This is a genomic window from Streptomyces sp. NPDC050759 (assembly GCF_044456945.1).
Taxonomy (GTDB): Bacteria; Actinomycetota; Actinomycetes; order Streptomycetales; family Streptomycetaceae; genus Streptomyces.
This window is the reverse complement of the sequence record NZ_JBITGI010000001.1, coordinates 521593-546541: the sequence shown is the minus strand read 5'-3', so window position 1 is coordinate 546541 and position 24949 is coordinate 521593. Positions and strand designations below refer to the sequence as shown.

The following is a 24949-nucleotide window of genomic DNA, read 5'->3' as shown; positions in this document are numbered from 1 at the left end:
GGGCATCAGGCTAGCGGCCGGGAGAATCGACCTGCGCGACCGGTACCCCGCCTGCCGCCGCCCCCAGCAACGTCAGGCGTACGGTCCCCGGCCCCGACTCCGTCGTCCCGTCGGACAGCACCGCCAGCGCCAGGGTGTTGGTGCCGCGGGTGCGCAGGATGCCGTTCGGCAGGACGAAGGCGTGCTGCGGGCCCACGTCGTTGACGTACTGGCCCATGTTCCAGCCGTTGAGGAAGATCTGGACGCGGTAGGCGCGCTGCGGGTCGTCGTCGAGAGTGAGGCCGACCGAGGCGTCGATGCCGGCGTCCACGGCGAGCCGGAACGTCGTCCGGTACCAGGTGACCCCCTGGCGCCGGTCGGCACCGGGCAGTTCCGCGGCCTCCCAGCCGTCCTCGGCGAAGCCCGGCAGATGCCAGCCCTTGCGCTCCCCGTACAGTCCGCCGTTGTTCAGCGGGCCGCGCACCGGGTCGGGTGCCGTCTCGCCCCGGATCCGCCAACTCGCCTTCGGCGAACCGCCCTTGAAGGTGACCTCCGTCAACCCCCGGGCCACCTTGTGGGAGTCGGCGGACCCGCCGTCCATGTCGTGCGCCATCCGCCGTACGAGGACCGACAGGACGCGAGGCGACTCCCCGGTGGCCGGTGGCACCTCGAAGGTGGCCGTCGCCGTCCAACTCCCCTTGTGGGCGGTGCTCTTGTCCGGCACCGGCATCCGGTGCGTGCCCAGCGGCTCGCCGTCCAGCCACGCCATCAGCAGCCCCTGCGTGCCGGTGCTGTAGGCGAGGGACACCGACTCCAGGTCGTCCGCGTCCGTCAGGCGTCCCCGGTACCAGACGTCGCCGTAGTGGAAGCCGTAGTCGTCGGCGAACAGGACCGGCCCGCTCTTCGGGACCGGGGTGACGCTGTACGAACTGGTGCGGTCGGCCGTCGTCCAGCCGGAGTCGTCGTAGTCCGGGGCGGACTCGAAGTTCTCGGTACGGCGCCGCCAGCCGCCCAGCGCGGGCAGCCGCACCTCGCCCACGGCGGGGATCGGGAGCTGTCCGGGCGTGGCCGGCATGTCGGCGCGCAGGCTGCCCATGGGGGTGGCGGAGGTGCGCAGCGGGCGCCCGTTCCAGGTGATCCGGCCGATGCCGCGCGGGGCCCACACCTCCATGCCCGTCCCCTCGACGGTGTCGCCGGTGAGATGGGCGGTCGGGCCGTCCAGGGTGGCCCCGCGCACCAGCGAGGGCCCGTACACCAGCACCGGGCCGGTCGGGGTGTCCACCGGGAACAGCCGCAGCGACCAGGGGTCGTCGGCGAAGATCAGCAGCAGCGGAGTGTCGCTGCCGCCGCCCTCGACCCGCACCCGGGCCGGGCCGCCGACGCCCATCGGCGCGGTGATCCTGAGGACGCCGAGGTCGTAGTTCCACGCGGGTTCCGCGTCGCCCCGGGTGACCAGCGGCTCCTCCGGGCACTCCAGCAGGACCTGCGCCATCTCGCCGTGCGGGGCCGTGAAGACGGCGACGTCCATCCGCCCGACCTTGAGGCACATCATGGGCTGCGCGGTGGCGTACTTGAGGATGCGGCCGCCCAACTGCAGGTTGGCGGTGAGCAGTCGGGCGTCATGGGCGGCGACGGTGAAGGCCACGTCGATCCCGGCGGCCGGGATGGTCGTCGTGATCGGCGCGTCGGTGTCGTTGCGCACCACGTACACCTGGGAGCCGGTGTCCGGGTTGGTCAGGTGGTACACCTTCAGCCGCTCGTCCTCGGCCCGTACCGCGTCCGCCCGGTCCAGCTTGGCGAAGTCCGGCACGGTCCCCAGGAGATGGCCGAGCTGGTGGAGCGGGGCGAGCTTCGGTGTCTGCCGGCGTGCCTCGTCGATCGCCGCCCCGTAGTCGTACGACGTGTAGACCTGCGGCGCGGGCAGCCAGCCCCACGAGGTGCCGCCGAAGGTCATGTAGACGTTGTGCACGGTGATGCCGTTGGCGAGGTTGGTGAGCTGGAAGCGCCGCTCGTAGGCCGCGTCCCGGGTGTACCGCGCCTCGGCGTACCCCTTGCCGTCGAAGGTGGCCCCGCCCCACGAATCGAACCAGCCGCCGCCGAACTCCGGGATGAACCCGGGTGTCCTGGGGCTGGCCGTCGCCCCGCCCTTCAGCCCGCCCACGCCGAAGTCACCCCAGTCGGGCGGCACTTCGGCCGGATCGGGATACCCGTCGAAGCCGTACAGCCAACCGCGCTCCTCGCCCCCGGTGTTGAAGGATCCGGGGGCCCAGTAGCCGTTCCTGCCCTTGTCGTTGTGGAAGAGCGGTACGTCGATCCCGTCGGCGCGCACCTTCTTGTACAGGTGGGACATGTAGTCGCGGCCGAGGCTCTCGTCGACGAAGGCGTCGTACTCGTTCTCGATCTGGTAGAGCAGGACCGTGCCCGTGCCGTTGGTGAACAGGTGCCGGGCCGCGATGGCGTTGACCTCGGTCAGCCACTCGTCGACGTGGGACAGATACGTCGGGTCGGAGGTGCGGGCCCGGCCCGCCGTCGCCGCGAGCCAGCCCGGGAAGCCGCCGCCGTCGACCTCGGCGTTGATGTACGGACCCGGGCGCAGGATCACGTACAGGCCGGTCTCGCTGGCCGTGCGCAGGAACAGGTCGAGGTCGCGGACGCCGGTGAAGTCGTACTGGCCGGGGCCGGGGGAGTGGTAGTTCCAGGCCACGTAGACACTCACCGCGTTGAAGCCGTGGGCGCGCATCTTCTGCAGGACGTCCCGCCACAGCGACGGGCTCGGCAGCCGGAAGGGGTGCATCTCGCCCGACCGCAGCACCAGACGCCGGCCGTCGACCAGCAGCGAGTACTTGTCGTAGCCGACCTCGTGCCGCACCCGGTCGGCCGCGGGCGTGCCCGGGGCGGGCCCGGTGGGCACGCTGTGGGAGGCGTACGCCCGGGTGGTCTCCCCACCACTGCCGCTCAGCGCGAAGCCGAGCGCCGTGGTGCCGGCGAGGGCGCTGAATGTACGTCTGCTCAGCTCCAAGGGAGCGCCTCCTGGTCGTGCCGCGCTAGCGCCAGTCCGTTCGTGGGTGTGAATGGTGTGCCTATTGTGGCGTGGCCATTGTCTACGCCCCAACGCCGCACAATTGTCGTATGAGGATCTCTGCACGGGCGGACTACGCGGTACGGGCGGTGCTGGAGCTCGCCGTGAGGCGGGACACGGAGCCGGTGAAGGCCGAGGCCATCGCCGCGGTCCAGGACATTCCGCACAAGTTCCTGGAGGGGATCCTCGGCGACCTGAGGCGCGGTGGGATCGTCGACAGCAGGCGGGGCGGGGGCGGTGGTTACCGGCTCGCCCGGGAGGCCTCGGCCATCACGGTCGCGGACGTGATCCGCGCGGTCGACGGGCCGATCGTGTCGGTGCGCGGCGAGCGCCCCACCGGTCTGGAGTACACCGGCTCCGCACAGCCGCTGCTCCCGCTGTGGATCGCCCTGCGGGCCAACGTCCGCAAGATCCTGGAGGGCGTCACCATCGCCGACATCGCGGGCGACGCGCTCCCCGAGCCGGTGCAGCAGCTTGCGGCCGAACCGGCCGCGTGGGAGAACCCCTGAATGGCTGGAGTTCGCTCTGGCGGGGTCACAGAGCGCTCCCTACGATTCGATCGCCGCGGTGCTTCACAGAAATCACACAGGTTCTCCACGCTTCAACTTCAGCGCAGAGGAGAGACCCCCCATGGCAAGTGGACTGCTTCTGGGCGGCGCCGTCGCCGCCCTCGTGACCGCGGCGGTACCCGCGCACACCCCGTCCGGCGGGTTCGTCGACCCGCCGCCCGACAAGATCGTCATCAACGTCGCCACGGTGAACGGCTCCGGCTGTCCCGCGGGCACGGCGGCCGTCGCCGTCTCCGAGGACAACACCGCGTTCACGGTGACCTACAGCGACTACCTCGCCCAGGTCGGCGGCAACTCCGACCCCACGGCGTTCCGCAAGAACTGCCAGCTCAACCTGATCGTCCATGTCCCCCAGGGCTTCACGTACGCCATCGCCGAGGCCGACTACCGCGGCTTCGCCTCGCTCCAGGCCGGCGCGAGCGGCGTCCAGCGGGCCTCGTACTACTTCCAGGGCTCCTCGCAGACGGCCGCCAAGACGCACTCCTTCCCCGGCGCCCTCAACGACAACTGGCAGGCGACCGACACCACGGACTGGGCCCAACTGGTGTGGGCTCCCTGCGGAGTTCAGCGCAACTTCAACATCAACACGGAGGTCCGCGTGAACGCGGGCACCTCCTCGCCGTCCAAGGTCAGCTTCATGACGATGGACTCGACCGACGGCGACATCAGCACCGTGTACCACATGGCGTGGAAGGAGTGCCCGGGTAAGTGAACGGGTGTCGCCCGCCGCTCTTGTGAGCGGCGGGCGACGCGTGTTCAGCGTTCGACGCCGAGCGTCAGGGTGCCGGAGTAGCCGGCGGAGGGGCTGCTGCCCAGGGCGGTCAGGGTCAGCAGGCCGGACGCGGCGCCGCCGTCGTCGTAGATCCCGTCCTGCGCGAGGGTGGTGCGGGTGACCGTGTTGGCCGAGTACGGCGAGAGCGCGCCGACCTTGGCGGTGACCGTCTCGTCGAAGAAGAGCTGGCCGGTGTGGAGCTCGGTGCCGCCGGTGAAGGAGCCGTCGGACGTGAGCGTGACGCCGACGTGCACCTTGACGTGGATGTGGACGCAGCGGCCGATGTACCACCCGGGGTAGATCGTCGTGATGGTGGCGAGGCCGCTGGAGTCGGTGAGCACGCCGCCGCGCAGGAAGGTGCCGCTGTCGGGCTCGTTGTGGCCGTTGTTGCCGACATAGCCCGAGTACTCGCCGAGCGCGTCGCAGTGCCAGATCTCGACGAGGGCGTCGCTGATCGTGGCGCAGGTGTCGTCGTCGACGACGGTGAGGGCGAGTGTGAGCGGGAAGCCGGTTTTGCCCTCGGTGATGTCGGCGCGGACGTACTGGCCGTCCAGGTAGTAGGGGCCCTCGGTCATTTCCTTGGTGAGGGTGCAGACCGCCGCGGCGGCCACGGGGGCGGTGTCGGGGGACGCCTGGGTGCCGGAGGTGGCGGCGCCCAGGGCGAGGGTCACCGCGGTGGCGCCGGTGGCGAACAGGACGGTGCGACGGGCGAGAGTGTCTCTCGTGGGGGTCTCATTCATGGGGGTGTCTGTCATGAACACGGCACCGTAAAAGCGGTCCCTGTTGATGGGCTGTCAGTTCGGCAAAATGAGGGGTCGTCAAGTTTCCTGCGAGACAGGTTGCGGGGTTCGGAGGGGTGGGCGCGGTACCGTACCGGGGCGTATGCCGACAAGGAGGGTAAATGGGGCTTACCGTGCGGGTCGAACGGCGCATCGCGGAGGACTTCCCCGGCCGGGACGGCGAGGTGGTGGGAGATCTCCTCACCGAACTGGTCAACCACCTGACCGACCGGGGCGACCGCGAGGACAAGGAACGGATCGCCGCAGCGACGCTGCTGTGCGGACAGGGCCGGGTGGACCGGCTCCTCGACGCCGTCCAGCTGGCCAAGGAGGACTGGCGGGACGTGCTGGTGGGGGCGGGGCTGGCGGACGCGGGGTGGAGGGAGCGGCTGGAGGCGGACTTCGGGCCGGCGGTCGCCTCCGGCTGACGTGGGGGTGTGGCCCCACCACGGCCGACGTGGCGGTGGGGCCGCCCGGCTGCCGCCGACCGACGGTGGCTACACCGCGCCGCGGATCCCGGTCACCCAGGTGGTGAGCGCGGGGCCGCGTGTATAGACGCCCACGTCGTCGATGCGGCAGCTGGGACCCCAGGTGACCAGGCCCCACACCGTGTTCGTGGCCACGACCGGGCTGCCGGAGTCGCCGGTGCAGGTATTGCGGGTGGCGTCGGCGGTCGGCAGGGCGCACAGCTGCCAGGCGGGGTTGGCAGTGATGTCCAGGTCGAGCTGGGCGCGAGTGCACCGCTCCCCGGACACGAAGCGCAAGGGGACGGCGGTGCGGCGGCAGGGGGCGACCCCGCCGTAGCCGCCCCGGCCCCAGCCGAACTCGGTGCCGGTGGGGGGCGGTCGTTCTCCGGCGCCGGGCAGACGGGCGGGTGCGGCGGTTGCTCTGCCCGCCAGGAACAGGAGCGCGGCGTCCACGACCCGCCCCTGGGGACTGCGTGGATGCAGGAGGACGGTGCGGACGTGGAGCCGCTGTCCGGGGATCGGCGCCCCACGGCAGAGGTTGTCGGCTCCGACGACGGCGTCCACGGAGGCGGGCCGTCTGTCGCGCACGCAGTGGGCCGCTGTGAGGACCAGAGCGGGGGCGACGAGCACGCCCCCGCAGAACTGGCCGTTGAAGAGGTTCCCGGCGGGTGAGGAGGCGTTGACCAGGGCTACGACCGCGCCGGTGCCGGGAGCCTGAACCGGACGCGGCGTACGCGCCTGGGGGCCTGCCGAACCGCCCGGCAGCAGGCCGATGAGGATCATCAGCACCGCTGCCGGGACGCTCGTCATGAGGCGACGGGGCATGAGCGGTTCAGCATGACTTCTTCTTCGTCTCCACGGTCAGTCCGAGCACGTTGTGCCACACGTAGTCGGAGCCGCCGACGTGGTAGTGGACCAGGACTCCGGCCATGCGTACGCCTGACGCCCCGGTGACCTGAAGATGCAGGACCAGGTTGTTCGCGACCTTCGCGTGGTCCGGTTGGGGTGCAATGGTTGCTCCCACGGCCTTGCGGCGATGGGCCCAGTCGATGCCTGGCTGGTCGCGTGCCTCTGGAACCGGCGGCCAGCCGTAGCCGTATCATGGCCGCGATCATCGGGGACCGGGACTACCTCGCCCGCCGCCTGCGCGAGTGGACCCTGCTGGGGACCATCGTCCTGGACGAGCCATGGGCCACCGAGGCGCTTACCGCCGCTTCCGACTGGTTCCGACGCACAGCCGCGACCGCGCAGATCATTACCGCATCGGACGCCTTCAGCCTGCTCGCCGAACAGGGACGAACCCGCCGCGTCCGCAACGCGGCAAGCCGACGGATGGAACAACTGGATCAACCACCGAACTGATGAGTGCCGCCTCAGGCAACGTGTGCGACGTTCGTCGTTGACCCTGAGCCGACGGTAGGTGACGCGGCACCGTGCATCGAAGTCGAGCGTTATGGGGCCGTCCCTTTGCGCACCTGAACGCTTCGAGCGCCGAATCGGGCGCGCGCTCGGTCTGCGGTCTGGTTCGCATCACGACGAAGTCAAAGTTCGCTTCACGTCGGCGTCCAAGGAGGTGCGATCGGGGCACCGATGAGAAATGGCGCCGGCAGTCGTCTGAGTACGGTCCGGTGAACGCGGGGCGCGCATCAAGGGAGAGCAACGAGATGAGACCACTCCGATACTCGATCAACGTCACGCTCGACGGCTGCTGCCATCACGAGGCAGGGCTCCCCCCGGACGAGGAGTCGATGCGCTACTGGACCGCTGAGATGGAGCGAGCCGATGCCCTGCTGTTCGGCCGGGTGACCTACGAGATGATGGAGTCGGCGTGGCGGAAGCCGGCGACGGGCACGTGGCCTGACTGGATGGATGAGTGGCAGGTCCCGTTCGCCGAGACCATCGACCGGGCGAAGAAGTACGTCGTGTCGAGCACGCTGAGCGGGGTCGATTGGAATGCCGACCTGGTGCGAGGCGACTTGGGACAAGCGGTTCAGCGGCTCAAGCAGGAGTCAGGCGAGGGCCTGTGGGTGGGTGGCGTGACGCTCCCCCTGGCGTTGGCAGATCTGGGACTGATCGACGAGTACGAGTTCCTTGTTCAGCCGGTCCTTGCCGGACACGGGCCGACGCTGCTCGCCGGTCTGCGCGAGCGCATCCAGCTCGAGCTCGTGGACCGCCATGAGTTCCGGTCGGGGGCGGTAGCCCAGCGATACCGGCCCACGCGAGTTACGGCTTGACGTGAAGTGTCCTGGCCCGTTGGCCGCTGCCTCGCGAGGGGGGCACTGACAGGGACCCCCTCCCCGGCGGAAGCGCTCGTAGAGTGAGGCGCATGGCAGGCAGAAACGACCCACAAGGCGGCAACCGCGACATCCGTGACGATTTCCGCGCGGAGATCCGGGAATTCCTCGGCACGCGACGGGCCAGGGTCACGCCCGAGCAGGCCGGACTGCCCGTGTACGGCGGAGAGCGCCGACGGGTCGCCGGGCTGCGCCGGGAGGAGGTCGCCCTCCTCGCGGGCATTTCGAGCGAGTACTACACGCGGCTGGAGCGCGGCAACGCCGCCGGAGTCTCCGAGAGCGTCGTCGAAGGCATCGCGCAAGCACTGCAGCTCGACGAGGCCGAACGCATCCACCTGAACGACCTCCTGCGCGGCGCCGGCACCACCCGCCCACCACGTCGCCGACCCGCTCAGCAGCGTGTCCGGCCGACGGTACGGCGCGTCCTCGACTCGATGGCCGGCACGCCCGCGTTCGTGCTCAGCGGACGCGGGGACATCCTGGCCGCCAACCACCTCGGGCGCGCCCTGTTCTCCCCCGTCTACGCCGACCCCCTACGGCCGCCGAACAACGCCCGGTTCGTCTTCCTCAGCCCGCACGCGACCGAGTTCTTCCGCCACTGGGACGAGGTCGCCAACGACGCCGTCGCCATGCTGCGCGCCGAGGCCGGCCGCGACCTCTACGACCGTCGGCTCACGGACCTGATCGGGGAGCTGTCCACGCGCAGCGAGGAATTCCGGCGCCGCTGGGCGGCCCACAACGTCCGGATGCACACCACCGGCGTGAAACTCCTTCACCACCCGGTCGTCGGCGACCTCGACCTGCCCTTCGAGACCTTCCCACTCGGCGACGGCCCCAGCCAGTTCCTCCTCACCTACACCGCCGAGCCCGCGTCCCCCTCGCAGGACGCCCTGAACCTGCTGGCCAGCTGGGCCGCGAGCAACGACGACATCGAGCGGTCCGCCCCGGACAACGACTCCGAGCCGGCCGACCCGGCCGAGACACCCGACTGAACGACTCCGGCTTCCTTGACCGACTTACCTCGACCGACCTACCTCCCGGGTAATCGACCCCGGTTCTCCCCGCGTGCCAGGCTCGTCGGCGTACGGAGCCCTACCGACCGGGGAGGACACCATGACCGCCTACGCCATAGCCCACCTTCGGGAAGCCGCGCCGCACCCGGAGATCGCCGAGTACATCGAGTGCATCACCGCCACCTTCGAGCCGTACGGCGGGCGCTTTCTTGTGCACGGTGTGGGGCACGAGGTGAAGGAGGGTGACTGGCCGGGACATGTCGTGGTGATCGGGTTTCCCGGGATCGTGGAGGCGCGGGCCTGGTGGGATTCGGCCGCGTACCAGGAGATCGCGCCGTTGCGGTCGCGGCACATCGCGGGTGACATCATCCTCGTCGAGGGCGTGCCCTACGGTTACGACCCGGCGGTCACCGCGAAGACGATGCGGGACGCGCTCACTTCGTGAGCAGGCCGAACCGACGCCCGTGGTCCCCGGATCGAGGATCTTCCGGACGGCAATCCGATCGACATCGACATCAGGTGGTGGCCAGATGACCAGCGCGAGCCCGGCGTCGTCCCGTCTGATCGCGACGGTGGACGCCCTGCGGACGGCGCTGGCGGAGAGCCCGGACGTGCTGTCGTACACGCTGGGCGGCACGATCGACGAGGAGACGGCCGCCGCCGCGGAGGCCGACGGGGTGCCGCGGGTGTTCCTGGACTTCTGCCGGGTGCTGGACGGCGTGAGCTGTGGGCCGTCCGTGCAGCTCTTCGGCCTGGAGGAGGCCGAGGAGCACCAGTTCTACTGCGAGCCGGTGGTCGACTCCCCGTTGGACCTGTCCCCGCAGAAGCTGTTCTGCATCGGGATGACCAACCAGACGCCGGTCTTCCTCGATCGCGCGGGGGGCGCCGTTCTCGGTATCCCGGACGAGCACTGGGAGTGGGTCGACGCGGAGCGCTTCGACCAGCTCGCGCCGAGCGTGGAGGCCTACTTCCTGGAGCGGCTGGCCACGTTCGACGAGTACAGGCGGCTCGCGCTGGTCGACGACGAACTGGTGGAGTACGACGACTGGTTGAAGCTGCTGCGGCGGGCCGGTCTCGCCGACTGATCCGCCTGCACGCCCGAGTTCTCGCGATACGCCTGGCACGACCACTGAGGTGTGCGCGAACCATTGACGCGCAAGGGGTTCGATTCTACGGTCCCGTCCGAAGCTCTGATCGGTGATCGACATATCGAACACCTCCCCACGCACCTTCCCCCCACTCAAGGAGCGTCAGCGTGCGCCGCACCTCACTTCTGGCCGTTCCCGTCGCCTTCCTGCTGGCCCTGATCCCGGGCACGGCATCCGCCTACCCCAACCCCGGTACCGTCACCGGCGCCACCACCATCCACGACCCGACGATGATCCGTACGTCGGCGGGCCGTTACCTGCTGTACGGCACCGGCGGCGGACTCGGCTACCGCACCTCCACCGACCGGATCGCGTTCACGGCCGGCAGCGACGCCTTCTCCACCAGGCCGGGCTGGTGGTCGTCGTACGCCACCGAGGCCTGGGCGCCGGACATCTCCTACCAGGGCGGCAAGTACCTGATGTACTACGCCGTCTCCACCTTCGGCTCCAACAAGTCCGCGATAGGCCTGGCGACTTCGAGCACCGGCCTGCCCGGCTCCTGGAGCGACCAGGGCACCGTGTACACCTCCACCACCTCCAGCGACTACAACGCCATCGACCCGAACCTGTTCGTCGACAGCGACGGCAAGTGGTGGCTGTCCTTCGGCAGTTGGTGGACCGGCCTGAAGATGATCCAGATCAACCCGGCCACCGGCAAGCAGCTCTCCACCAACACGACCCGGTACTCCATCGCCTCCCGACCCACCGGGACCAAGGCCGTCGAGGCGCCGTACATCGTCAAGCGGAACGGCTACTACTACCTCTTCGCGTCCTACGACACCTGCTGTGCCGGCACCAGTTCGACCTACAAGGTCAAGGTGGGCCGCGCCACCAGCGTCACCGGGCCGTACGTCGACAAGAACGGCGTCTCGATGACGAACAACGGCGGCACCCCGGTCCTGGAGTCGCACGGCCGCTACATCGGCCCCGGCGGGCAGTCGATCATGAACGACTCCGACGGCGACCTGATCGTCTACCACTACTACGACGGCAACGACAACGGCACACCCAAGCTCGGCATCAACCTGCTGAACTGGAGCAGCGGATGGCCCGTCGCGTACTGATCAAGCCGAACCCGCGGACACCGCTCAGCCGGCCTGCCCCATGCCCGCCGCGTTCGGCCAGCTCTGAGCGTTGGGCCACCCGGTGGCAGGCGCCTGGGACAGCTCCTGCGGGGCCCCGGGCGCCGGCGCGGTCATGCCCCGCACCTGCGCGGCCGTAAGCCCGCCACGGGCCGGCACTCCCACCGGAGTCGGCCCGCTGGGCGGCGGGAAGGGCGCCGGAGCCGCGGGAGCCGGCGGAGGCGTCGGCATCGGGACAGGGGCAGGCATCGGGACAGGGGCAGGCATCGGAGCCGGCGCCGGCATCTGGGCCGGCATCGGCATCCCCGAGCCCATGGAATTGGCCGAACTCATGGAAGCGGCCGAGCCCATGGAATTGGCCGAGCCCATGGAAGCAGCCACCCCCATCGGCGCCGCCGCGGCCACCGCCACCGGCTGGGCGACCGGCATCGGCATGCCGACGCCTGAGCCCATCCCCCCACCGCCGACGGCCATCGCGGCCAGGTCCTGCATGCCCGCCCCGTTGGTCTGGCCGACCAGACGATCCACTGCCGCCGTACCCGAGCTGTAGCCGGTCCCTTGAGCGAGCTCGGGCACGGCGGCTCCCCTCCTGGTCCCGTAGAGCACCTGTTCCAGGCCGGACACCAGGCGACGCACGTCCACCTGGGGGCGCACCACGAGCCGCAGGAAGCGGCTTGAAGAGCCGATCTTGTTGCCGCACTCGCGGACGAGGATCCGGTGCTCGGTGAGCATCCGGTCCCGGACCACGGTGCCTTCCGCGCCCACGGGCAGGCGCACGAAGAGGAAGTTCCCCTGGGAGGGGTAGACGGTCAGGCCGGGCAGCGCGGAGAGCTGGCTCGCCATGTCGAGACGGTCCCGGCGGACCTGATGGAGGCTCTGCGCGTACTCGGCGCCGTGCTCCTTGAGCATGAACACCACGTACTCGGCGAAGGCGTTGAGGTTCCACTTCGGCAGCATCGAGCGGACCCGGCCCGCGAGGGCGGGGTTGGCGACCATGTAGCCGAAACGGATGCCGTGCAGGCCGAAGTTCTTGCCGAGGCTGCGCAGGACGATGACGTTCGGCCGGATCATCGCCTCCTGGACGACGCTCGGCTCCTGCTCGGCGTCCGCGAACTCCAGGAACGACTCGTCGATGATGATGAGGTCCAGATCGGCCATGGCGTCCATGAACTGCACGAGCGCGTGCTTGTGGAGGAAGCCGCCGTCGGGGTTGTTGGGGTTGCAGATGACCGCGACCCGCGTGCCCCGGGTGCGTATGAACTCGGCGTACTGCGCGAGGTCCAGGGCGAATCCGCTGGACTCCTGCAGCGGGAACATGTCGACCCGCTTGCCGGTCTCCATCGGCTGGTCGGTCCAGCGGCCGAAGGTGGGGACGGGGATGGCGAGGGACTCGCGGACCAGCAGGTGGTCGATCCAGGTGATCAGTTCGGTCGAGCCGTTGCCCATCGCCACGGCCTGCGGCGGGAGTTGGAGCAGGTTGCACAGCTCGGCGGTGATCGTGTCGGCGCTGCTGGGGTAGTACGTGACGATGTCCTTCAGCCGCGAGGCCATGGTGTCCATCATCGCCGGAGTGGGGAAGTAGGGATTGCAGGGGATACAGAAGTCCACCGGCCCCGTCCCGTCGCCGCCCTCGCGCGTCAGCGCCGCCATGGACGGGCTGTGCGCAGCCGTGCTGCGGAACAACGAGGTGACGTTGTCGGCCATCGAACCTCCGTATGGGGCGGACCCGGCGGGGACGACCGGGTCCGTCGTCATTGGGTGGCCCGCGCGGGGGAGCACGGGCCGCCCTTACATACGGATGCCTGCGTGGCGCTGTTCAACGGGTGTGAAAGTAGTGTGAGTCCGGGAACGGAGGGCCCACTCTGCGCATCTTCCCATGTCAGGGCCCTGAGCGCGCCCCAAAGGGGCGCGGGGAACTGCGCGGCCGGCCACAGCCGGCCCGCAGCTCCCCACGGCCTTCTCAGCGGAGCGTCTACGCCCCGAACGAGTGAATCGTCGTCGTCCGGTACGTCTGCCCCGGCCGCAGCACCGTCGACGGGAACGACGGGTGGTTCGGCGCGTCCGGGAAGTGCTGTGTCTCCAGGCACAGCGCGTCGCCCTGGCGGTAGGTGTGACCGCCGGTGCCGGTGAGGGTGCCGTCGAGGAAGTTGCCGGAGTAGAACTGCAGCCCCGGCTCGACGGTGGAGATCTTCAGCGTGCGGCCCGACGACGGGTCGCGCAGGGTCGCCACGTGCTCGGGCTTGGCCGTGATGCCCTTGTCGAGCACCCAGTTGTGGTCGTAGCCCTTGGCGAGGACCTGCTGCTGGTGGCCGGCCCGGATGTCCCGGCCGATCTGCTTGCCCTTGCGGAAGTCGAAGGGGGTGCCCGCGACCTTCGCCAGCTCACCGGTGGGGATCAGACCCGAGTCGGTGGGCGTGTAGCGGGAGGCGGCGATCCTCAGCTCGTGGTCCTCGATGGTGCCGGTGCCCTCGCCGCCGAGGTTCCAGTACACGTGGCTGGTGAGGTTGACGACGGTGGCCTTGTCGGTGGTGGCCTCGTAGTCGATCCGCCACTCGCCGTGCCGGGTCAGGGTGTACGTCACCTTCACCTTGAGGGTGCCGGGGTAGCCCATCTCGCCGTCGACGGACGTGTAGTGCAGGTGCAGGCCGACGTCCGAGCCCTTGGTGAACGGCTCGACGTCCCACACCCGCTTGTCGAAGCCCTGGGTGCCGCCGTGCAGGCTGTTGACCCCGTCGTTGACGGAGAGCTGGTAGCTCTTGCCGTCCAGGGTGAACTGGCCCTTGGCGATGCGGTTGCCGTACCGGCCGATCAGCGCGCCGAAGTACGGCGTCTTGGCGACGTAGTCCTCGATGTTGTCGAAGCCCGCCGAGACGTTGGCGTAGTGGCCGTGCCGGTCCGGGATCTCCAGGGACTGCACGACGCCGCCCCAGGAGAGGACCTTCATCTTCGTGCCGCCATTGGCCAGCGACCAGATGTGGACCTTGGTGCCGTCGGCGAGGGTGCCGAAGAGCTTCTTGGTCGGCTTCTTGCTGCTGGACGCCTCAGCGGTGCCCCCGAGCGTCGTCGCGGCGATTCCCGCGGCCGCGGCACCGGCGATGACCGTTCGTCTGTTCAGTTCCATCTAGCGGCTCCTGTGAAGGAAGCGGGCCCCGCCGGGTTTCTCCGACGGGGCCCGAGATGACTTACGAACCGGACTTGCGCTTGTTCCACACGTCGAACCCGACCGCGGCCAGCAGGGCGAGGCCCTTGATGACCTGTTGCCAGTCGGTGCCGACACTGAGGAGGTTCATGCCGTTGTTCAGCACACCGAGGACGAGACCACCGATGATCGCGCCGAGGACGGTTCCCACACCGCCGCTCATGGAGGCGCCACCGATGAACGACGAGGCGATCGCCTCGAGTTCGAAGTTCAGGCCCGCCTTCGGTGAGGCCGCGTTCAGGCGGGCTGCGACCACCAGACCCGCCAGGGCCGCGAGCACGCCCATGTTCAGGAAGACAAGGAAGGTGACCTTCTTGTCCTTGACGCCGGACAGCTTCGCGGCCGGCAGGTTGCCGCCGATCGCGTAGATGTGCCGGCCGAAGACCGCGTTGCGCATGACGTAGCCGTAGCCGACCACCAGCACACCGAGGACGAGCAGGATGATCGGCGCGCCCTGGTAGCTGGCGAGCAGCATCGTGACCGCGAGGACCGCCGCGGCGATCGCGACGAGCTTGAGCAGGAAGGCGTTCCTGGGCAGCACGTCCAGCGCGAACTCCTGCTGGCGCTTGCGGTCGCGGACCTCCTGGTAGACCACGAAGGCCAGCAGCGCGAAGCCCAGCAGCAGGGTGATGTTGTGGTAGTTGGTGTTCGGGCCGACCTCCGGCAGGAAGCCGTTGCCGAGCTTCTGCAGACCGTTCGGGAACGGGCCGAGGGTCTGGCCCTCCAGGAGGATCTCCGTCAGACCGCGGAAGAGCAGCATGCCCGCCAGGGTGACGATGAACGACGGTATGCCGAGATACGCGATCAGATAGCCCTGGACCGAGCCCGCGACCGCGCCCACCACCAGGGTCAGCACCAGCGCGACCGGCCACGCCACGTCGTGCTGCACGGTCAGCACGGCCGCGAAGGCGCCCACGAACGCGGTCAGTGAACCGACCGACAGGTCGATGTGCCCCGCGATGATCACCAGCATCATGCCGATCGCGAGGATCAGGATGTAGCTGTTCTGGAGCACCAGGTTGGAGACGTTGCGCGGCAGCAGCAGGTCTCCGTCGGTCCACACGGCGAACAGCGCGACGATCAGGCCGAGCGCGATCAGCATGCCGTACTGCCGCATGTTGCGGCGCAGCCCGTTCAGCATCAGCTGGAGCAGGCCCCCGTCGGAGGACGACCCCCCGCTCTTGCCCGGCGGCGCCGCGGCCGGAACCTTCGTCACATCGGTGCTCATCGCGTTACCTCTTTGTCCTTCGTCATCTGGCGCATCAGCACTTCCTGCGTGGCCTCGGCCCGCGGAACCTCACCCGTGAGCCGTCCGGCGGCCATGGTGTAGATGCGGTCGCACATGCCGAGCAGCTCCGGCAGCTCGGAGGAGATGAAGACGACCGCCTTGCCCTCGGCGGCCAGCTGGTCGATGACCGTGTAGATCTCGTACTTGGCGCCCACGTCGATGCCGCGCGTGGGCTCGTCCAGGATCAGCACCTCGGGACCGGCGAAGATCCACTTGCTGAGGACGACCTTCTGCTGGTTGCCGCCGGACAGCCTGCCCACCGTCTCGAAGACGGTCGGCGCCTTGATGTTCATCGACTTGCGGAAGCGCTCGGCGACCTTCCGCTCCTCGTGCTCGTCGACCACACCGTGCTTCGCGACCTTGTTCAGCGCCGTCAGCGAGATGTTGCGGTTGATGTTGTCGATGAGGTTGAGGCCGTAGTGCTTGCGGTCCTCGGTGACGTAGGCGATGCCGTGCTCGACCGCCTCGGCGACGGACTTCGTACGGATCTCCTTGCCGTCCTTGAAGACCTTGCCGCCCGCGTGCCGGCCGTAGGTGCGCCCGAACACGCTCATCGCGAGCTCGGTGCGCCCCGCGCCCATCAGGCCCGCGATACCGACGATCTCCCCGCGCCGCACATGGATCGACACGTCGTCGACGACCTTGCGCTGCTGGTCGATCGGGTGGTGGACCGTCCAGTTGCGGATCTCCAGCGCCGGGGCCGCGTCCGCCTCGCCCTCGTACGGAGTGCGCTCGGGGAAACGGTGGTCGAGGTCGCGGCCGACCATGCCCGAGATGATCCGGTCCTCGGTGGTCTCCGGGGCCTTCACGTCGAGGGTCTCGATGGACCTCCCGTCGCGGAGGATCGTCACCGAGTCGGCGACCCGGCGGATCTCGTTGAGCTTGTGGGAGATGATGATCGAGGTGATGCCCTGCTTCTTCAACTCCAGGATGAGATCCAGGAGTTTGCCGCTGTCCTCGTCGTTCAGAGCCGCGGTCGGCTCGTCGAGGATGAGCAGCTTCACCTTCTTGGAGAGCGCCTTGGCGATCTCCACCAGCTGCTGCTTGCCCACACCGATGTCGGTGATCCGGGTCTCCGGGTGGTCGCTCAGACCCACCCGGCGCAGCAGCTCGGTGGCGTGCTTCAGCGTGTCGTTCCAGTTGATGAACCCGCCCGAGGCGTGTTCGTTGCCGAGGAAGATGTTCTCCGCGATCGACAGGAACGGCACCAGGGCCAGTTCCTGATGGATGATCACGATGCCGTGCTGCTCGCTCGCGCGGATGTCCTTGAAGGAGACGACCTCTCCCTCGAACAGGATGTCGCCCTCGTACGTGCCGTGCGGATGGACGCCGGAGAGCACCTTCATCAAGGTGGACTTCCCGGCGCCGTTCTCACCGCAGATGGCATGGACCTCGCCCTGACGGACGGTCAGTGTGACGTCCGACAGCGCTTTGACGCCGGGAAAGGTCTTGACGATCGAGCGCATTTCCAGGACGGGTCCCGCCATGGTCGTGCCTTTCAATCAGGGGGGAATGGGCCGATGGAGAAGAGCTGACTAGTTGAGCTCGCTGGCCTTGTAGTAGCCCGTGTCGACCAGTTCCTTGGTGTAGTTGCTCTTGTCGACGCTCACCGGCTGCAGCAGGTAGGCGGGGACGACCTTGGCGCCGTTGTCGTACGTCTTGGTGTCGTTCGTCTGCGGCTTCTTGCCGTTGAGGACGTCGTCCACCATGGTCGAGGCGACCTCGGCGAGCTTGCGGGTGTCCTTGTAGACGGTCTGCGTCTGCTGGCCCGCGATGATCGACTTCACCGAGGCGAGCTCGGCGTCCTGGCCGGTGATGACCGGCAGCGGCTTGCTGGCGGAGCCGTAGCCGTCCGACTTCAGGGCGGCGAGGATGCCGATCGAGATGCCGTCGTACGGCGACAGGACCGCGTCGACCTTGCCGCTGCCGTACGTCGAGGTGAGGATGTCCTCCATGCGCTTCTGCGCGGTGGCGCCGTCCCAGCGCAGCGTGGTGACCTGGTTGATCTTGGTCTGGCCGGACTTGACGACGAGCTTCTTGCTGTCGATGTACGGCTGCAGCACGCTCATCGCGCCGCCGAAGAAGTACTTGGTGTTGTTGTCGTCGTTGGAGCCGGCGAACAGCTCGATGTTGAAGGGGCCCTTGCCGCTCTTCAGGCCGAGCTTGTCGACGATGTAGCTGGCCTGGAGCTCACCGACCTTGGTGTTGTCGAACGACGCGTAGTAGTCGACGTTCGGCGTGCCGAGAATCAGGCGGTCGTAGGCGATGACCGGGATCTTGGCGTCCTTGGCCTGCTGGAGCACGTTGTTCAGCGACTTGTTGTCGATGGCCGCGACGATCAGGCCCTTGACGCCCTGGGTGATCAGGTTCTCGATCTGCGAGACCTGCTGGTCGGGGTCGTCCTCGCCGTAGACCAGCTTGGTCTTGTAGCCCTTGGACTGGAGGTTCTTGACGACGTTGTTGCCGTCGGCGATCCAGCGCTCGGAGGACTTGGTCGGCATCGCGATACCGATCGTGCCTCCCTTGGCGCTGCCGGTCGACTCCTCGCTGCCGCCTTTGCTGTCCTGGCCGCAGGCCGAGAGGGTCAGGGCGAGGGAGGCGGCGCCGGCTATGGCGGTGAGTGCGGCTCGACGAGTACGCATGATCATCATCCTTGATGTCGGGACGGGTTCGGTCTGGCGGTGCGGGACGCTCTGGCAAGGAGGTGCGGGCTCTGACCGAGGAAGGGGCGTGTGGGATTGTGTGCGGCTGCGTCTGCTTTTGTGAAGGGAGTCGGTCCGAAACGTTATGAGGGTGTTTCGAAACGCTTCAGCGCCCCCGGCAGACGCGAACCGAGCGGCGCCATGTCGCCGTCCGCTCCGTGCCGTGCCAGCAGGTCCAGGGCGAGCCGCCCCCGCCGTACCCGTTCCCGGGCCGTGTTCAGGGTCAGGTCGCGCATGTGGTGGCCGTACGGGTAGATCCCCGGGGCCTTGGACAGGCCGAACTTCAGGTAGAGCGGCGCTCCGCGCCGGATCAGTTCGGCGACCTCGTACATCCGCACGTAACCGCCGAGATCGTCCGGCGCCTCGATGTACATGTCCATCGGGGCGGCGGACACCCGCCGGATCTCGGTGAGGTGATCGAGCGTCAGATCGCTGGGCACGTTGATGGAGTCGGCGCCCAGGTTCTCGTACACCGCGTACGCGGCCGGGTTGACCGGACCGACGAGCGCGCTGAGCTTCAGTGTGGTGTCGGCCGGGATGATCCCGGCGGCCCGCGCCCGGTGCAGCGTCCACAGCACGCCCTCGTCGGCGACGAGGAGGCACTGGACGCCCAACTCCGTTGCCCGGACGGCGTCTTCGACACAGCCGGCCACGGCGTCGTGGCCCCGGGCCCGCAGGCCCGCGCCGCGCGAGTCGGTGCGCGTCGAGCCGCCGATGTCCCAGGTGCCGCGCGGGCCGGTGAACAGGCAGAGCTCGATGTCGCGTTCGCCCGTCGCCTCGACCATCTCGGTGATCTCGGCGTCGGTCAGCATCCACACACCGCTGCCCTGGCTGATCCGGTGGATCGGCACGTCGAGCCGCGAGGCTTCCTTCAGGACGACGGCCAGCGCTTCCGGCCCCTCGCAGGAGGGGACCTCGGTGCGCCAGCGGCCACCGCCGGGGAAGGTGTGCGGCGAGGCATCGGCGGGATCCAGGGCGGGCGCGCCCAGGCCTAGTGCGGTGAGCGCCTGCTCACCGGGGCGGCGGGCCGCCGTGGCGGAAGCGTCGGTCGTCACAAGCTGTCCTTCGTGTTCGATATGTCGGACGAGGTTCGCGGCTCAAGTCGTGCGGGGCTTGGGGTACGCCGGTACGGAGTGGTCAGGTCACCCCGTACCGGCGTACGTCTAGGGGCGGAGCAGCACCTTCCCGACCTTCGGATCACCGGACCCGACCAGCTCGATCGCCTCCGGGAACCCGTCGAGCGGGAGCTCGTGCGTGACCAGCGGCAGCGGATCGAGCAGACCGGCCCCGAAGACCCGCACGGTGTGCGCCCAGGCGTCCGGCGGGGCCCCGAAGACGGTGTGCACCTCCAGCTGCCGTACGACCAGGTCGGTCGGGTCGAGACCCTCGGCGCCCGGCGCCGGGATGCCCGTCAGGACCAGCCGTCCGCCACGCCTGAGCAGACCGGCGGCGGTACGGGCGGCGGAGGCGGACCCGGCGGTCTCGATGACGACGTCGAAGTCGTCGGGGAGCTCCTGATCCTTCGTACGGAAGTCGGTGGCACCGAAAGCTTTCGAAAGCTCCGCCCGGTCGGGCCGGGTCCCTACCACGAGCAACTCGGCGGGCGAGCCCGCCTTCAGGAACTGAACGGCGAACATCCCGAGTGTCCCGGTCCCCACCACGGCCACGCGCTCGCCGGGCAGGGCGTTCGCCTTGATCGCGGCGGCCGCGATACAGGCGGCAGGCTCCAGCAGGGCGGCGGCCGTCAGATCGGCGTCGTCCGGCAGGATGTGGAGCAGGCGTGCAGGCAGGGTGAGCGTGGTGGCCATGGCACCCGGCTGGGTGAACCCGGTCTCCTCGTACCCGGCCGTGCACAGGGTCGTCTCGCCCGCGTGACAGCGGTCGCAGACCTGGCAGTTGCGGAAGCCCTCGCCGACGACCTTGCGGCCGACAAGAGTTGAAGGCACACCCGCCCCCACCGCCTCGACCGTCCCGGACCACTCATGGCCCGGTGTGAGGGGGTAACGGACGTATCCTTCGGGCCGGTTGCCCTGGTACACCTCGCGGTCGCTGCCACAGATGCCGACGGCGTGGACGCGCACCAGCGCCTCGCCGGCCGCGGGCTCACGAGGGGCGTGCTCGTCGAGCCGGTGCTCGCCGGGCCCCTCGATGACGACCTGGGCGCTCACTTCGTGCCCTTGGGCTTGCGCTGCTCCCAGCCCTCGGCCCACAGATCGAAGCGGGCCTGCTGCTGCGGGAACTCCGCGGCCGCGTCGACGTCCAGCTCGACACCGAGACCCGGTGCGTCGGAGAGGTGGAAGTAGCCGTCCACGACCTGCGGGGCGCCCTTGACCACCTTCTTGATCTCGGCGTCGGCGAAGTCGTTGAAGTGCTCGAGGATCTTGAAGTTCGGAGAGGTGAAGCCGACCTGCAGCGAGGCGGCGGTCAGCACCGGACCGCCCACGTTGTGGGGGGCGACCAGCATGTAGTGGGTCTCGGCGGTCGCGGCCAGCTTCCGGGTCTCCCAGATGCCGCCGATGTGGCCGACGTCCGGCTGGATGATGTCCACGGCCTGGCTCTCGAAGAGCTCGCGGAACTCGATGCGGTCGTGGATCCGCTCACCGGTGGCCACCGGGATGTCGACCTTGGCGGCGACCTTCTCCAGCGCCTTCAGGTTCTCCGGCGGCACCGGCTCCTCCAGCCACGCGGGCTTGAAGGGCGCGAGGTCCTTGGCCAGCCGGACCGCGGTCGACGGCGAGAAGCGGCCGTGCATCTCCAGCATCAGCTCGGCGTCGGGACCGATGGCGTCCCGCACGGCCTCGATCAGCGAGACGGCGTAGAGGCTCTGCTGGTGGTCCAGCTCGAAGTGGCCGGTACCGAACGGGTCGATCTTGAGCGCCTTGTACCCGCGCTCCATGACCGTCTGCGCGGCCTTGTGGTACGCCTCGGGAGTCCGCTCCGTGGTGTACCAGCCGTTGGCGTACGCCTTGACCTTGTCGGTGACCTTGCCGCCCAGGAGCTGCCAGACCGGCACCCCGAGGGCCTTGCCCTTGATGTCCCAGCAGGCCATCTCGATCACGGCGATACCGGACATGACGATCTCGCCGGCCCGACCGTAGTCGCCGTACTTCATCCTCTTGACGAGGTCCTCGACAGCGAACGGGTCGGAGCCGAGAATGTGATTGGTCTCGGCCTCCCGGAGATAGCCGATCAGCGCGTCGGTGTGTCCCAGCATCCGGGTCTCGCCGACTCCGGAGATGCCTTCGTCGGTGTGCACCTGCACGTACGTCAGGTTGCGCCACGGCGTCCCGACCACGTGTGTGCTGATTCCGGTGATGCGCACGGCGGTTGCCCCTCGTTGCTTCGTCGGCCCAGTGACGTTGTTCGAAATTTCGTCACACGTTCGAAATGCTGACGTGACAGTAAGGAGGGGGTGAGGGGAGTGTCAATGGGTCGAACGCGTAACGGTTTCGACACGGCTTTCGACACGGCTTTCGAAGCCGCTTTCGGTGAGATCGGGAAGGATGCCCGAACGGTCCCTGGCGGACCCCTCAACTCGCCACGCCGGAATGGGTAGTTCCGCACACAACCTTCACAGGCGTGACTATGAAAGCCACGTGAGAGGAACTTAGTCTTCCCGCGTCATGGACTACTGCAACCCGTGCCGACGGCACCTCAATGGCGCCCTCGCCTGCCCGGGGTGCGGCACCCCCCGTGTACCGGCCCAGGGCGGGCCGCAGGAGCCCTCGGTGACTCCGGCGTACGGGGCGTACGGAGCCGGGGAGCAGTACGGCGGCCCTTCCCTCGCGCAGGACGCCCACGCGGGCGCGTACGCGGGCCATGAGGCGACGGCGGCGGGGTTCGGCATCCACGGGGACGCGGGCGGGACGGGTGTGTACGGCGGCCAGGGGATGGCCGGGGGGTACGGCCCGGGCGCCGATCAGGTGGTGGCCCCGGCATACGGCACAGCCACCGGCACGGGCGCGACTTCTTCGTACGGCGGAGGCGGCGACGAGGCCACGCCGTACGGCGGAGACGGGCACGGCCCCGCCTCGTACGGCCCGGGTGGCGGGAGCGGTGCGGGGTATGGCGGCGACGCCCAGGGTGGCGTGGCGCACGGCGTCGGCGGTCACGGGGCCGCCCCTCGTGCGGACGACCCCGCAGGTGGTGGGTCGGCGGAGATCGGGGCGGGCTACGGCTCGACCGGGGCGGACACCGGCTCCGGCCCCGGTGTCGGGGGAGACACCGGCTCGGATGCCGACGTCGAGGCCGACGTGAGCGGCGGCGCGGCGCGGCCGACGGGTGGCCGGGCCTCGCGGCGGCGTGCGCGGGGCCGCAGTGCGGAGAGCGCCGACGGTCCCGCCTCCTCCACGGAAACCGAAGACGGCTACGCCGACGAGTACGACGAGGACAACCCCGACGACCCCACCGGCGGAGCCAGTCGTCGCGACCGCAAAGCAGCCGCCCACCGCAGGCGTCGCCGCCGGACCCTGCTGGTCGCCGCCGGGTTCGTGCTCGCGGCCGGCGGTCTGAGCCTCGCGGAGCTGGGCATGGACGCCCCGGGATCCTCCCCCAAGCCGGCTGCCGCGGGCGGGGAGTCGGCCGAGGGCGGCGCCTCCCCGGAGGCGAGCGAGTCGGCGTCGACGGCCGCCGACTCCAGTGGAACCGTTCCTTCGGGATCGCCCTCCCCGAAGGTCTCCGAGTCCCCGTCGGCCTCCGCGTCCAAGAGCGGGGGCGCCGACGCGAGCAAGAGCCCCGGCAATCAGTCGGCGCCCACCAAAACGTCCGGTGCGTCGACCCCCACCGCGACAGCTACGTCCACGAGTGGCGGCTCGGCCCCCACCGCCACCCCCACCACCGCGGCCCCGAGCCCATCCCCGTCGGAATGCAACCGTTTCCTGTGGTGGTGCACGTGACGCCTTCGCTCAGGTGAAGCGAAGGCGTACAGCTGAACGGCCGTAACCGCACTCGCGGCACCCCGCACGGCGCCTACGCGTCCCGCATCCGTCGCAGCAGGTCCCGAAGGGACTCCCGTTCCCCCTGCGACAACCCCGCGAGCGGCTCCCGCGCGAACCGCAGCCCCTCCCGCAGCTCCCGGGCCACCTGGACCCCCGCCTCCGTCGCCGCCGCCACCTTGACGCGCCGGTCCGCGGGATCGGGCCGCCGCTCCACCAGCCCGCGTGCCTCAAGGCGGTCCACTATCCCGGTGACGTTCGACGGCTCGCACTTCAGTTTCTGGGCCAGCTTGCGCATGGGCAGCGGCTCGAGGGACAGCAGACTCAACAGCCGCGCCTGCGCCCCGGTGAGGAGGTGCTCCGCGGCCGCGTCCTCGTAGTCCGAGTAGAAGCGGGCCACCACGTCCCCGATGAGCTCCACGACTTCCATGGTCAGCGCGTCGGGCCGGGTCTTGTGAGGAGTGGGCATGGGATCCAGGGTACCCCTTTACTTGACAACCTGAAATATTCAGAGGCATGGTTGTTTCAGGTACTGAAGTAAATGGAAAGGTCCAGGCATCATGATCAACCGCGAATGGCACCTCCTCTCCCGCCCGGTCGGCTGGCCCAAGCCGGAGGACTTCGCCCTGGTCGAAGCCGAGGTCCCGACCCCCGGTGAGGGTCAGGTGCTGGTCCGGAACAAGTACCTCTCCGTCGACCCGTACATGCGCGGCCGCATGAGCGCCGCGAAGTCGTACACCGCGCCCTTCGAGCTCGGCAAGGTCATGCAGGGCGGCGCGGTCGGCGAGGTCGTGGAGTCCCACGCCGAGGGCATCGCCGTGGGCGACCACCTGCTGCACTTCTTCGGCTGGCGCGAGTACGCGGTCGTACGCGCCGAGAGCGCCGTCAAGGTGGACGCGGACGCCGCGCCCCTGTCGACGTACCTCGGCGTCCTCGGCATGACCGGCCTCACCGCCTACGCGGGCCTCCTGCGCACCGCCTCCTTCAAGGAGGGCGACTCGGTCTTCGTCTCCGGCGCCGCCGGTGCCGTCGGCAGCCAGGTCGGCCAGATCGCCAAGCTCAAGGGCGCCTCCCGGGTCATCGGCTCCGCCGGCTCGGATGAGAAGGTCAAGCTGCTCCTCGAGGAGTACGGCTTCGACGCGGCCTTCAACTACAAGAACGGCAAGGTCAGCGACCAGCTGCGCGAGGCGGCCCCGGACGGCGTCGACATCTACTTCGACAACGTCGGCGGCGACCACCTGGAGGCCGCCATCGGCTCCCTCAACCAGGGCGGCCGGATCGCGGTCTGCGGCATGATCTCCGTATACAACAACACCGAGGCCGCTCCCGGCCCGCGCAACCTCGCCCGGCTGATCCAGACCCGCGGCCGTATCGAGGGCTTCCTCGTCGGCGACCACTACGACCTCCAGCCGGAGTTCGTCTCCGAGGTCGGCCCGTGGGTGGCGTCCGGAGAGCTCAAGTACCGCGAGACGGTCGTCGAGGGCATCGAGAACAACCTGGAGGCGTTCCTCGGGGTCCTGCGCGGCGACAACACCGGAAAGATGATCGTCAAGCTCTGATCCCTGTGACCCCTGTGCTGGATTTCCGGCATGCGGTAACTTCTTTCCGAATTCCGCCGTCGATCGTGGGCGCGAGTCGCGGCGG

The 24949-nt window shown here is 69.2% G+C and carries 24 protein-coding genes; 11 read left to right on the top strand and 13 right to left on the bottom strand.

Going from position 1 to position 24949, the window contains the following annotated elements; genetic code table 11:
- Positions 1-10: 10 nt before the first annotated feature.
- A complete protein-coding gene (locus tag ACIBJB_RS02445; protein ID WP_398925680.1) occupies positions 11-2998 on the bottom strand; it encodes a beta-galactosidase in 2988 nt (995 codons plus the stop codon).
- Between the two features lie 110 nt (positions 2999-3108).
- Here ACIBJB_RS02445 and ACIBJB_RS02440 point away from each other — a divergent pair, with 110 nt between their 5' ends.
- Both ACIBJB_RS02440 and ACIBJB_RS02435 read left to right on the top strand, forming a co-directional pair.
- A complete protein-coding gene (locus ACIBJB_RS02440) occupies positions 3109-3567 on the top strand; it encodes an RrF2 family transcriptional regulator (RefSeq protein WP_398925678.1) in 459 nt (152 codons plus the stop codon).
- A gap of 121 nt (positions 3568-3688) precedes the next feature.
- Positions 3689-4339, top strand: a complete 651-nt coding sequence (locus tag ACIBJB_RS02435) for a DUF4360 domain-containing protein (RefSeq protein ID WP_398925676.1) — start codon at positions 3689-3691, stop codon at positions 4337-4339.
- 44 nt (positions 4340-4383) lie between these two features.
- On the opposite strand, the gene ACIBJB_RS02430 is transcribed toward ACIBJB_RS02435, so the two are convergent.
- On the bottom strand, positions 4384-5139 hold the full coding sequence (locus tag ACIBJB_RS02430) for an intradiol ring-cleavage dioxygenase (protein ID WP_398925674.1): 756 nt from the start codon (positions 5137-5139) through the stop codon (positions 4384-4386).
- 161 nt (positions 5140-5300) lie between these two features.
- On the opposite strand from ACIBJB_RS02430, the gene ACIBJB_RS02425 reads away from it, so the two are divergent.
- Positions 5301-5606, top strand: a complete 306-nt coding sequence (locus tag ACIBJB_RS02425) for a hypothetical protein (protein WP_057615412.1) — start codon at positions 5301-5303, stop codon at positions 5604-5606.
- 69 nt (positions 5607-5675) lie between these two features.
- On the opposite strand, the gene ACIBJB_RS02420 is transcribed toward ACIBJB_RS02425, so the two are convergent.
- Together ACIBJB_RS02420 and ACIBJB_RS02415 are read right to left on the bottom strand one after the other, a co-directional pair.
- Positions 5676-6455: a S1 family peptidase gene (locus tag ACIBJB_RS02420; RefSeq protein ID WP_398925672.1), complete on the bottom strand. Its 780-nt coding sequence runs from the start codon at positions 6453-6455 to the stop codon at positions 5676-5678.
- Between the two features lie 22 nt (positions 6456-6477).
- Positions 6478-6669: a hypothetical protein gene (locus tag ACIBJB_RS02415; protein WP_398925670.1), complete on the bottom strand. Its 192-nt coding sequence runs from the start codon at positions 6667-6669 to the stop codon at positions 6478-6480.
- A gap of 77 nt (positions 6670-6746) precedes the next feature.
- Here ACIBJB_RS02415 and ACIBJB_RS02410 point away from each other — a divergent pair, with 77 nt between their 5' ends.
- From ACIBJB_RS02410 to ACIBJB_RS02385, 6 genes are all read left to right on the top strand, one after another.
- Positions 6747-7007 (top strand): hypothetical protein, encoded by a 261-nt coding sequence (locus tag ACIBJB_RS02410; RefSeq protein ID WP_398925668.1) that lies wholly within the window; start codon positions 6747-6749, stop codon positions 7005-7007.
- A gap of 302 nt (positions 7008-7309) precedes the next feature.
- Positions 7310-7879: a dihydrofolate reductase family protein gene (locus ACIBJB_RS02405; RefSeq protein WP_398925666.1), complete on the top strand. Its 570-nt coding sequence runs from the start codon at positions 7310-7312 to the stop codon at positions 7877-7879.
- A gap of 92 nt (positions 7880-7971) precedes the next feature.
- A complete protein-coding gene (locus tag ACIBJB_RS02400) occupies positions 7972-8931 on the top strand; it encodes a helix-turn-helix domain-containing protein (protein ID WP_398925664.1) in 960 nt (319 codons plus the stop codon).
- Between the two features lie 121 nt (positions 8932-9052).
- Complete coding sequence (locus ACIBJB_RS02395) at positions 9053-9397, top strand: DUF1330 domain-containing protein (protein ID WP_398925662.1); 345 nt, start codon at positions 9053-9055, stop codon at positions 9395-9397.
- Positions 9398-9482: 85 nt separating this feature from the next.
- Positions 9483-10037, top strand: a complete 555-nt coding sequence (locus tag ACIBJB_RS02390) for a hypothetical protein (RefSeq protein WP_398925660.1) — start codon at positions 9483-9485, stop codon at positions 10035-10037.
- 170 nt (positions 10038-10207) lie between these two features.
- A complete protein-coding gene (locus ACIBJB_RS02385) occupies positions 10208-11164 on the top strand; it encodes an arabinan endo-1,5-alpha-L-arabinosidase (RefSeq protein WP_398925658.1) in 957 nt (318 codons plus the stop codon).
- Between the two features lie 24 nt (positions 11165-11188).
- On the opposite strand, the gene ACIBJB_RS02380 is transcribed toward ACIBJB_RS02385, so the two are convergent.
- From ACIBJB_RS02380 to ACIBJB_RS02345, 8 genes are all read right to left on the bottom strand, one after another.
- Positions 11189-12886 carry a pyridoxal phosphate-dependent aminotransferase gene (locus ACIBJB_RS02380; protein WP_398925656.1) on the bottom strand — a complete coding sequence of 566 codons (1698 nt, stop codon included), beginning with the start codon at positions 12884-12886 and terminating at the stop codon, positions 11189-11191.
- 268 nt (positions 12887-13154) lie between these two features.
- On the bottom strand, positions 13155-14303 hold the full coding sequence (locus tag ACIBJB_RS02375) for an aldose epimerase family protein (protein ID WP_398925654.1): 1149 nt from the start codon (positions 14301-14303) through the stop codon (positions 13155-13157).
- A gap of 61 nt (positions 14304-14364) precedes the next feature.
- Positions 14365-15609, bottom strand: coding sequence for a multiple monosaccharide ABC transporter permease (mmsB, locus tag ACIBJB_RS02370; RefSeq protein ID WP_355747834.1), 1245 nt, complete (start codon positions 15607-15609; stop codon positions 14365-14367).
- A complete protein-coding gene (gene mmsA, locus ACIBJB_RS02365) occupies positions 15606-17156 on the bottom strand; it encodes a multiple monosaccharide ABC transporter ATP-binding protein (protein ID WP_398925651.1) in 1551 nt (516 codons plus the stop codon). The genes mmsB and mmsA overlap by 4 nt, the downstream gene beginning before the upstream one ends.
- A 48-nt stretch (positions 17157-17204) precedes the next feature.
- Positions 17205-18311 carry a multiple monosaccharide ABC transporter substrate-binding protein gene (gene chvE, locus ACIBJB_RS02360; RefSeq protein ID WP_398925649.1) on the bottom strand — a complete coding sequence of 369 codons (1107 nt, stop codon included), beginning with the start codon at positions 18309-18311 and terminating at the stop codon, positions 17205-17207.
- A 143-nt stretch (positions 18312-18454) separates the two neighbouring features.
- Positions 18455-19426 carry a hypothetical protein gene (locus ACIBJB_RS02355; protein ID WP_398925647.1) on the bottom strand — a complete coding sequence of 324 codons (972 nt, stop codon included), beginning with the start codon at positions 19424-19426 and terminating at the stop codon, positions 18455-18457.
- Positions 19427-19534: 108 nt separating this feature from the next.
- Entirely contained in the window at positions 19535-20539 is a 1005-nt protein-coding gene (locus ACIBJB_RS02350; protein ID WP_398925645.1) for a zinc-binding dehydrogenase, read from the bottom strand.
- Positions 20536-21693, bottom strand: a complete 1158-nt coding sequence (locus ACIBJB_RS02345) for a mandelate racemase/muconate lactonizing enzyme family protein (RefSeq protein ID WP_387719324.1) — start codon at positions 21691-21693, stop codon at positions 20536-20538. Before ACIBJB_RS02345 ends, ACIBJB_RS02350 begins: the two co-directional genes overlap by 4 nt.
- 406 nt (positions 21694-22099) lie before the next feature.
- On the opposite strand from ACIBJB_RS02345, the gene ACIBJB_RS02340 reads away from it, so the two are divergent.
- Complete coding sequence (locus ACIBJB_RS02340; protein ID WP_398925643.1) at positions 22100-23266, top strand: hypothetical protein; 1167 nt, start codon at positions 22100-22102, stop codon at positions 23264-23266.
- Between the two features lie 73 nt (positions 23267-23339).
- Here ACIBJB_RS02340 and ACIBJB_RS02335 read toward each other — a convergent pair whose 3' ends face one another.
- Positions 23340-23774: a MarR family winged helix-turn-helix transcriptional regulator gene (locus tag ACIBJB_RS02335; RefSeq protein ID WP_069759237.1), complete on the bottom strand. Its 435-nt coding sequence runs from the start codon at positions 23772-23774 to the stop codon at positions 23340-23342.
- Positions 23775-23865: 91 nt separating this feature from the next.
- Here ACIBJB_RS02335 and ACIBJB_RS02330 point away from each other — a divergent pair, with 91 nt between their 5' ends.
- Complete coding sequence (locus ACIBJB_RS02330; RefSeq protein WP_398925641.1) at positions 23866-24864, top strand: NADP-dependent oxidoreductase; 999 nt, start codon at positions 23866-23868, stop codon at positions 24862-24864.
- The last annotated feature ends 85 nt before the right edge of the window (positions 24865-24949 follow it).

Excerpts from the sequence above, each read along its gene's own strand:
- ACIBJB_RS02440 (WP_398925678.1), top strand. The coding sequence starts at position 3,109 with ATGAGGATCTCTGCACGGGCGGACTACGCGGTACGGGCGGTGCTGGAG.
- ACIBJB_RS02435 (WP_398925676.1), top strand. The coding sequence starts at position 3,689 with ATGGCAAGTGGACTGCTTCTGGGCGGCGCCGTCGCCGCCCTCGTGACC.
- ACIBJB_RS02430 (WP_398925674.1), bottom strand. The coding sequence starts at position 5,139 with ATGAATGAGACCCCCACGAGAGACACTCTCGCCCGTCGCACCGTCCTG.
- ACIBJB_RS02425 (WP_057615412.1), top strand. The coding sequence starts at position 5,301 with ATGGGGCTTACCGTGCGGGTCGAACGGCGCATCGCGGAGGACTTCCCC.
- ACIBJB_RS02420 (WP_398925672.1), bottom strand. The coding sequence starts at position 6,455 with ATGACGAGCGTCCCGGCAGCGGTGCTGATGATCCTCATCGGCCTGCTG.
- ACIBJB_RS02410 (WP_398925668.1), top strand. The coding sequence starts at position 6,747 with ATGGCCGCGATCATCGGGGACCGGGACTACCTCGCCCGCCGCCTGCGC.
- ACIBJB_RS02405 (WP_398925666.1), top strand. The coding sequence starts at position 7,310 with ATGAGACCACTCCGATACTCGATCAACGTCACGCTCGACGGCTGCTGC.
- ACIBJB_RS02400 (WP_398925664.1), top strand. The coding sequence starts at position 7,972 with ATGGCAGGCAGAAACGACCCACAAGGCGGCAACCGCGACATCCGTGAC.
- ACIBJB_RS02395 (WP_398925662.1), top strand. The coding sequence starts at position 9,053 with ATGACCGCCTACGCCATAGCCCACCTTCGGGAAGCCGCGCCGCACCCG.
- ACIBJB_RS02390 (WP_398925660.1), top strand. The coding sequence starts at position 9,483 with ATGACCAGCGCGAGCCCGGCGTCGTCCCGTCTGATCGCGACGGTGGAC.
- ACIBJB_RS02380 (WP_398925656.1), bottom strand. The coding sequence starts at position 12,886 with ATGGCCGACAACGTCACCTCGTTGTTCCGCAGCACGGCTGCGCACAGC.
- ACIBJB_RS02375 (WP_398925654.1), bottom strand. The coding sequence starts at position 14,303 with ATGGAACTGAACAGACGAACGGTCATCGCCGGTGCCGCGGCCGCGGGA.
- mmsB (WP_355747834.1), bottom strand. The coding sequence starts at position 15,609 with ATGAGCACCGATGTGACGAAGGTTCCGGCCGCGGCGCCGCCGGGCAAG.
- mmsA (WP_398925651.1), bottom strand. The coding sequence starts at position 17,156 with ATGGCGGGACCCGTCCTGGAAATGCGCTCGATCGTCAAGACCTTTCCC.
- chvE (WP_398925649.1), bottom strand. The coding sequence starts at position 18,311 with ATGCGTACTCGTCGAGCCGCACTCACCGCCATAGCCGGCGCCGCCTCC.
- ACIBJB_RS02335 (WP_069759237.1), bottom strand. The coding sequence starts at position 23,774 with ATGCCCACTCCTCACAAGACCCGGCCCGACGCGCTGACCATGGAAGTC.
- ACIBJB_RS02330 (WP_398925641.1), top strand. The coding sequence starts at position 23,866 with ATGATCAACCGCGAATGGCACCTCCTCTCCCGCCCGGTCGGCTGGCCC.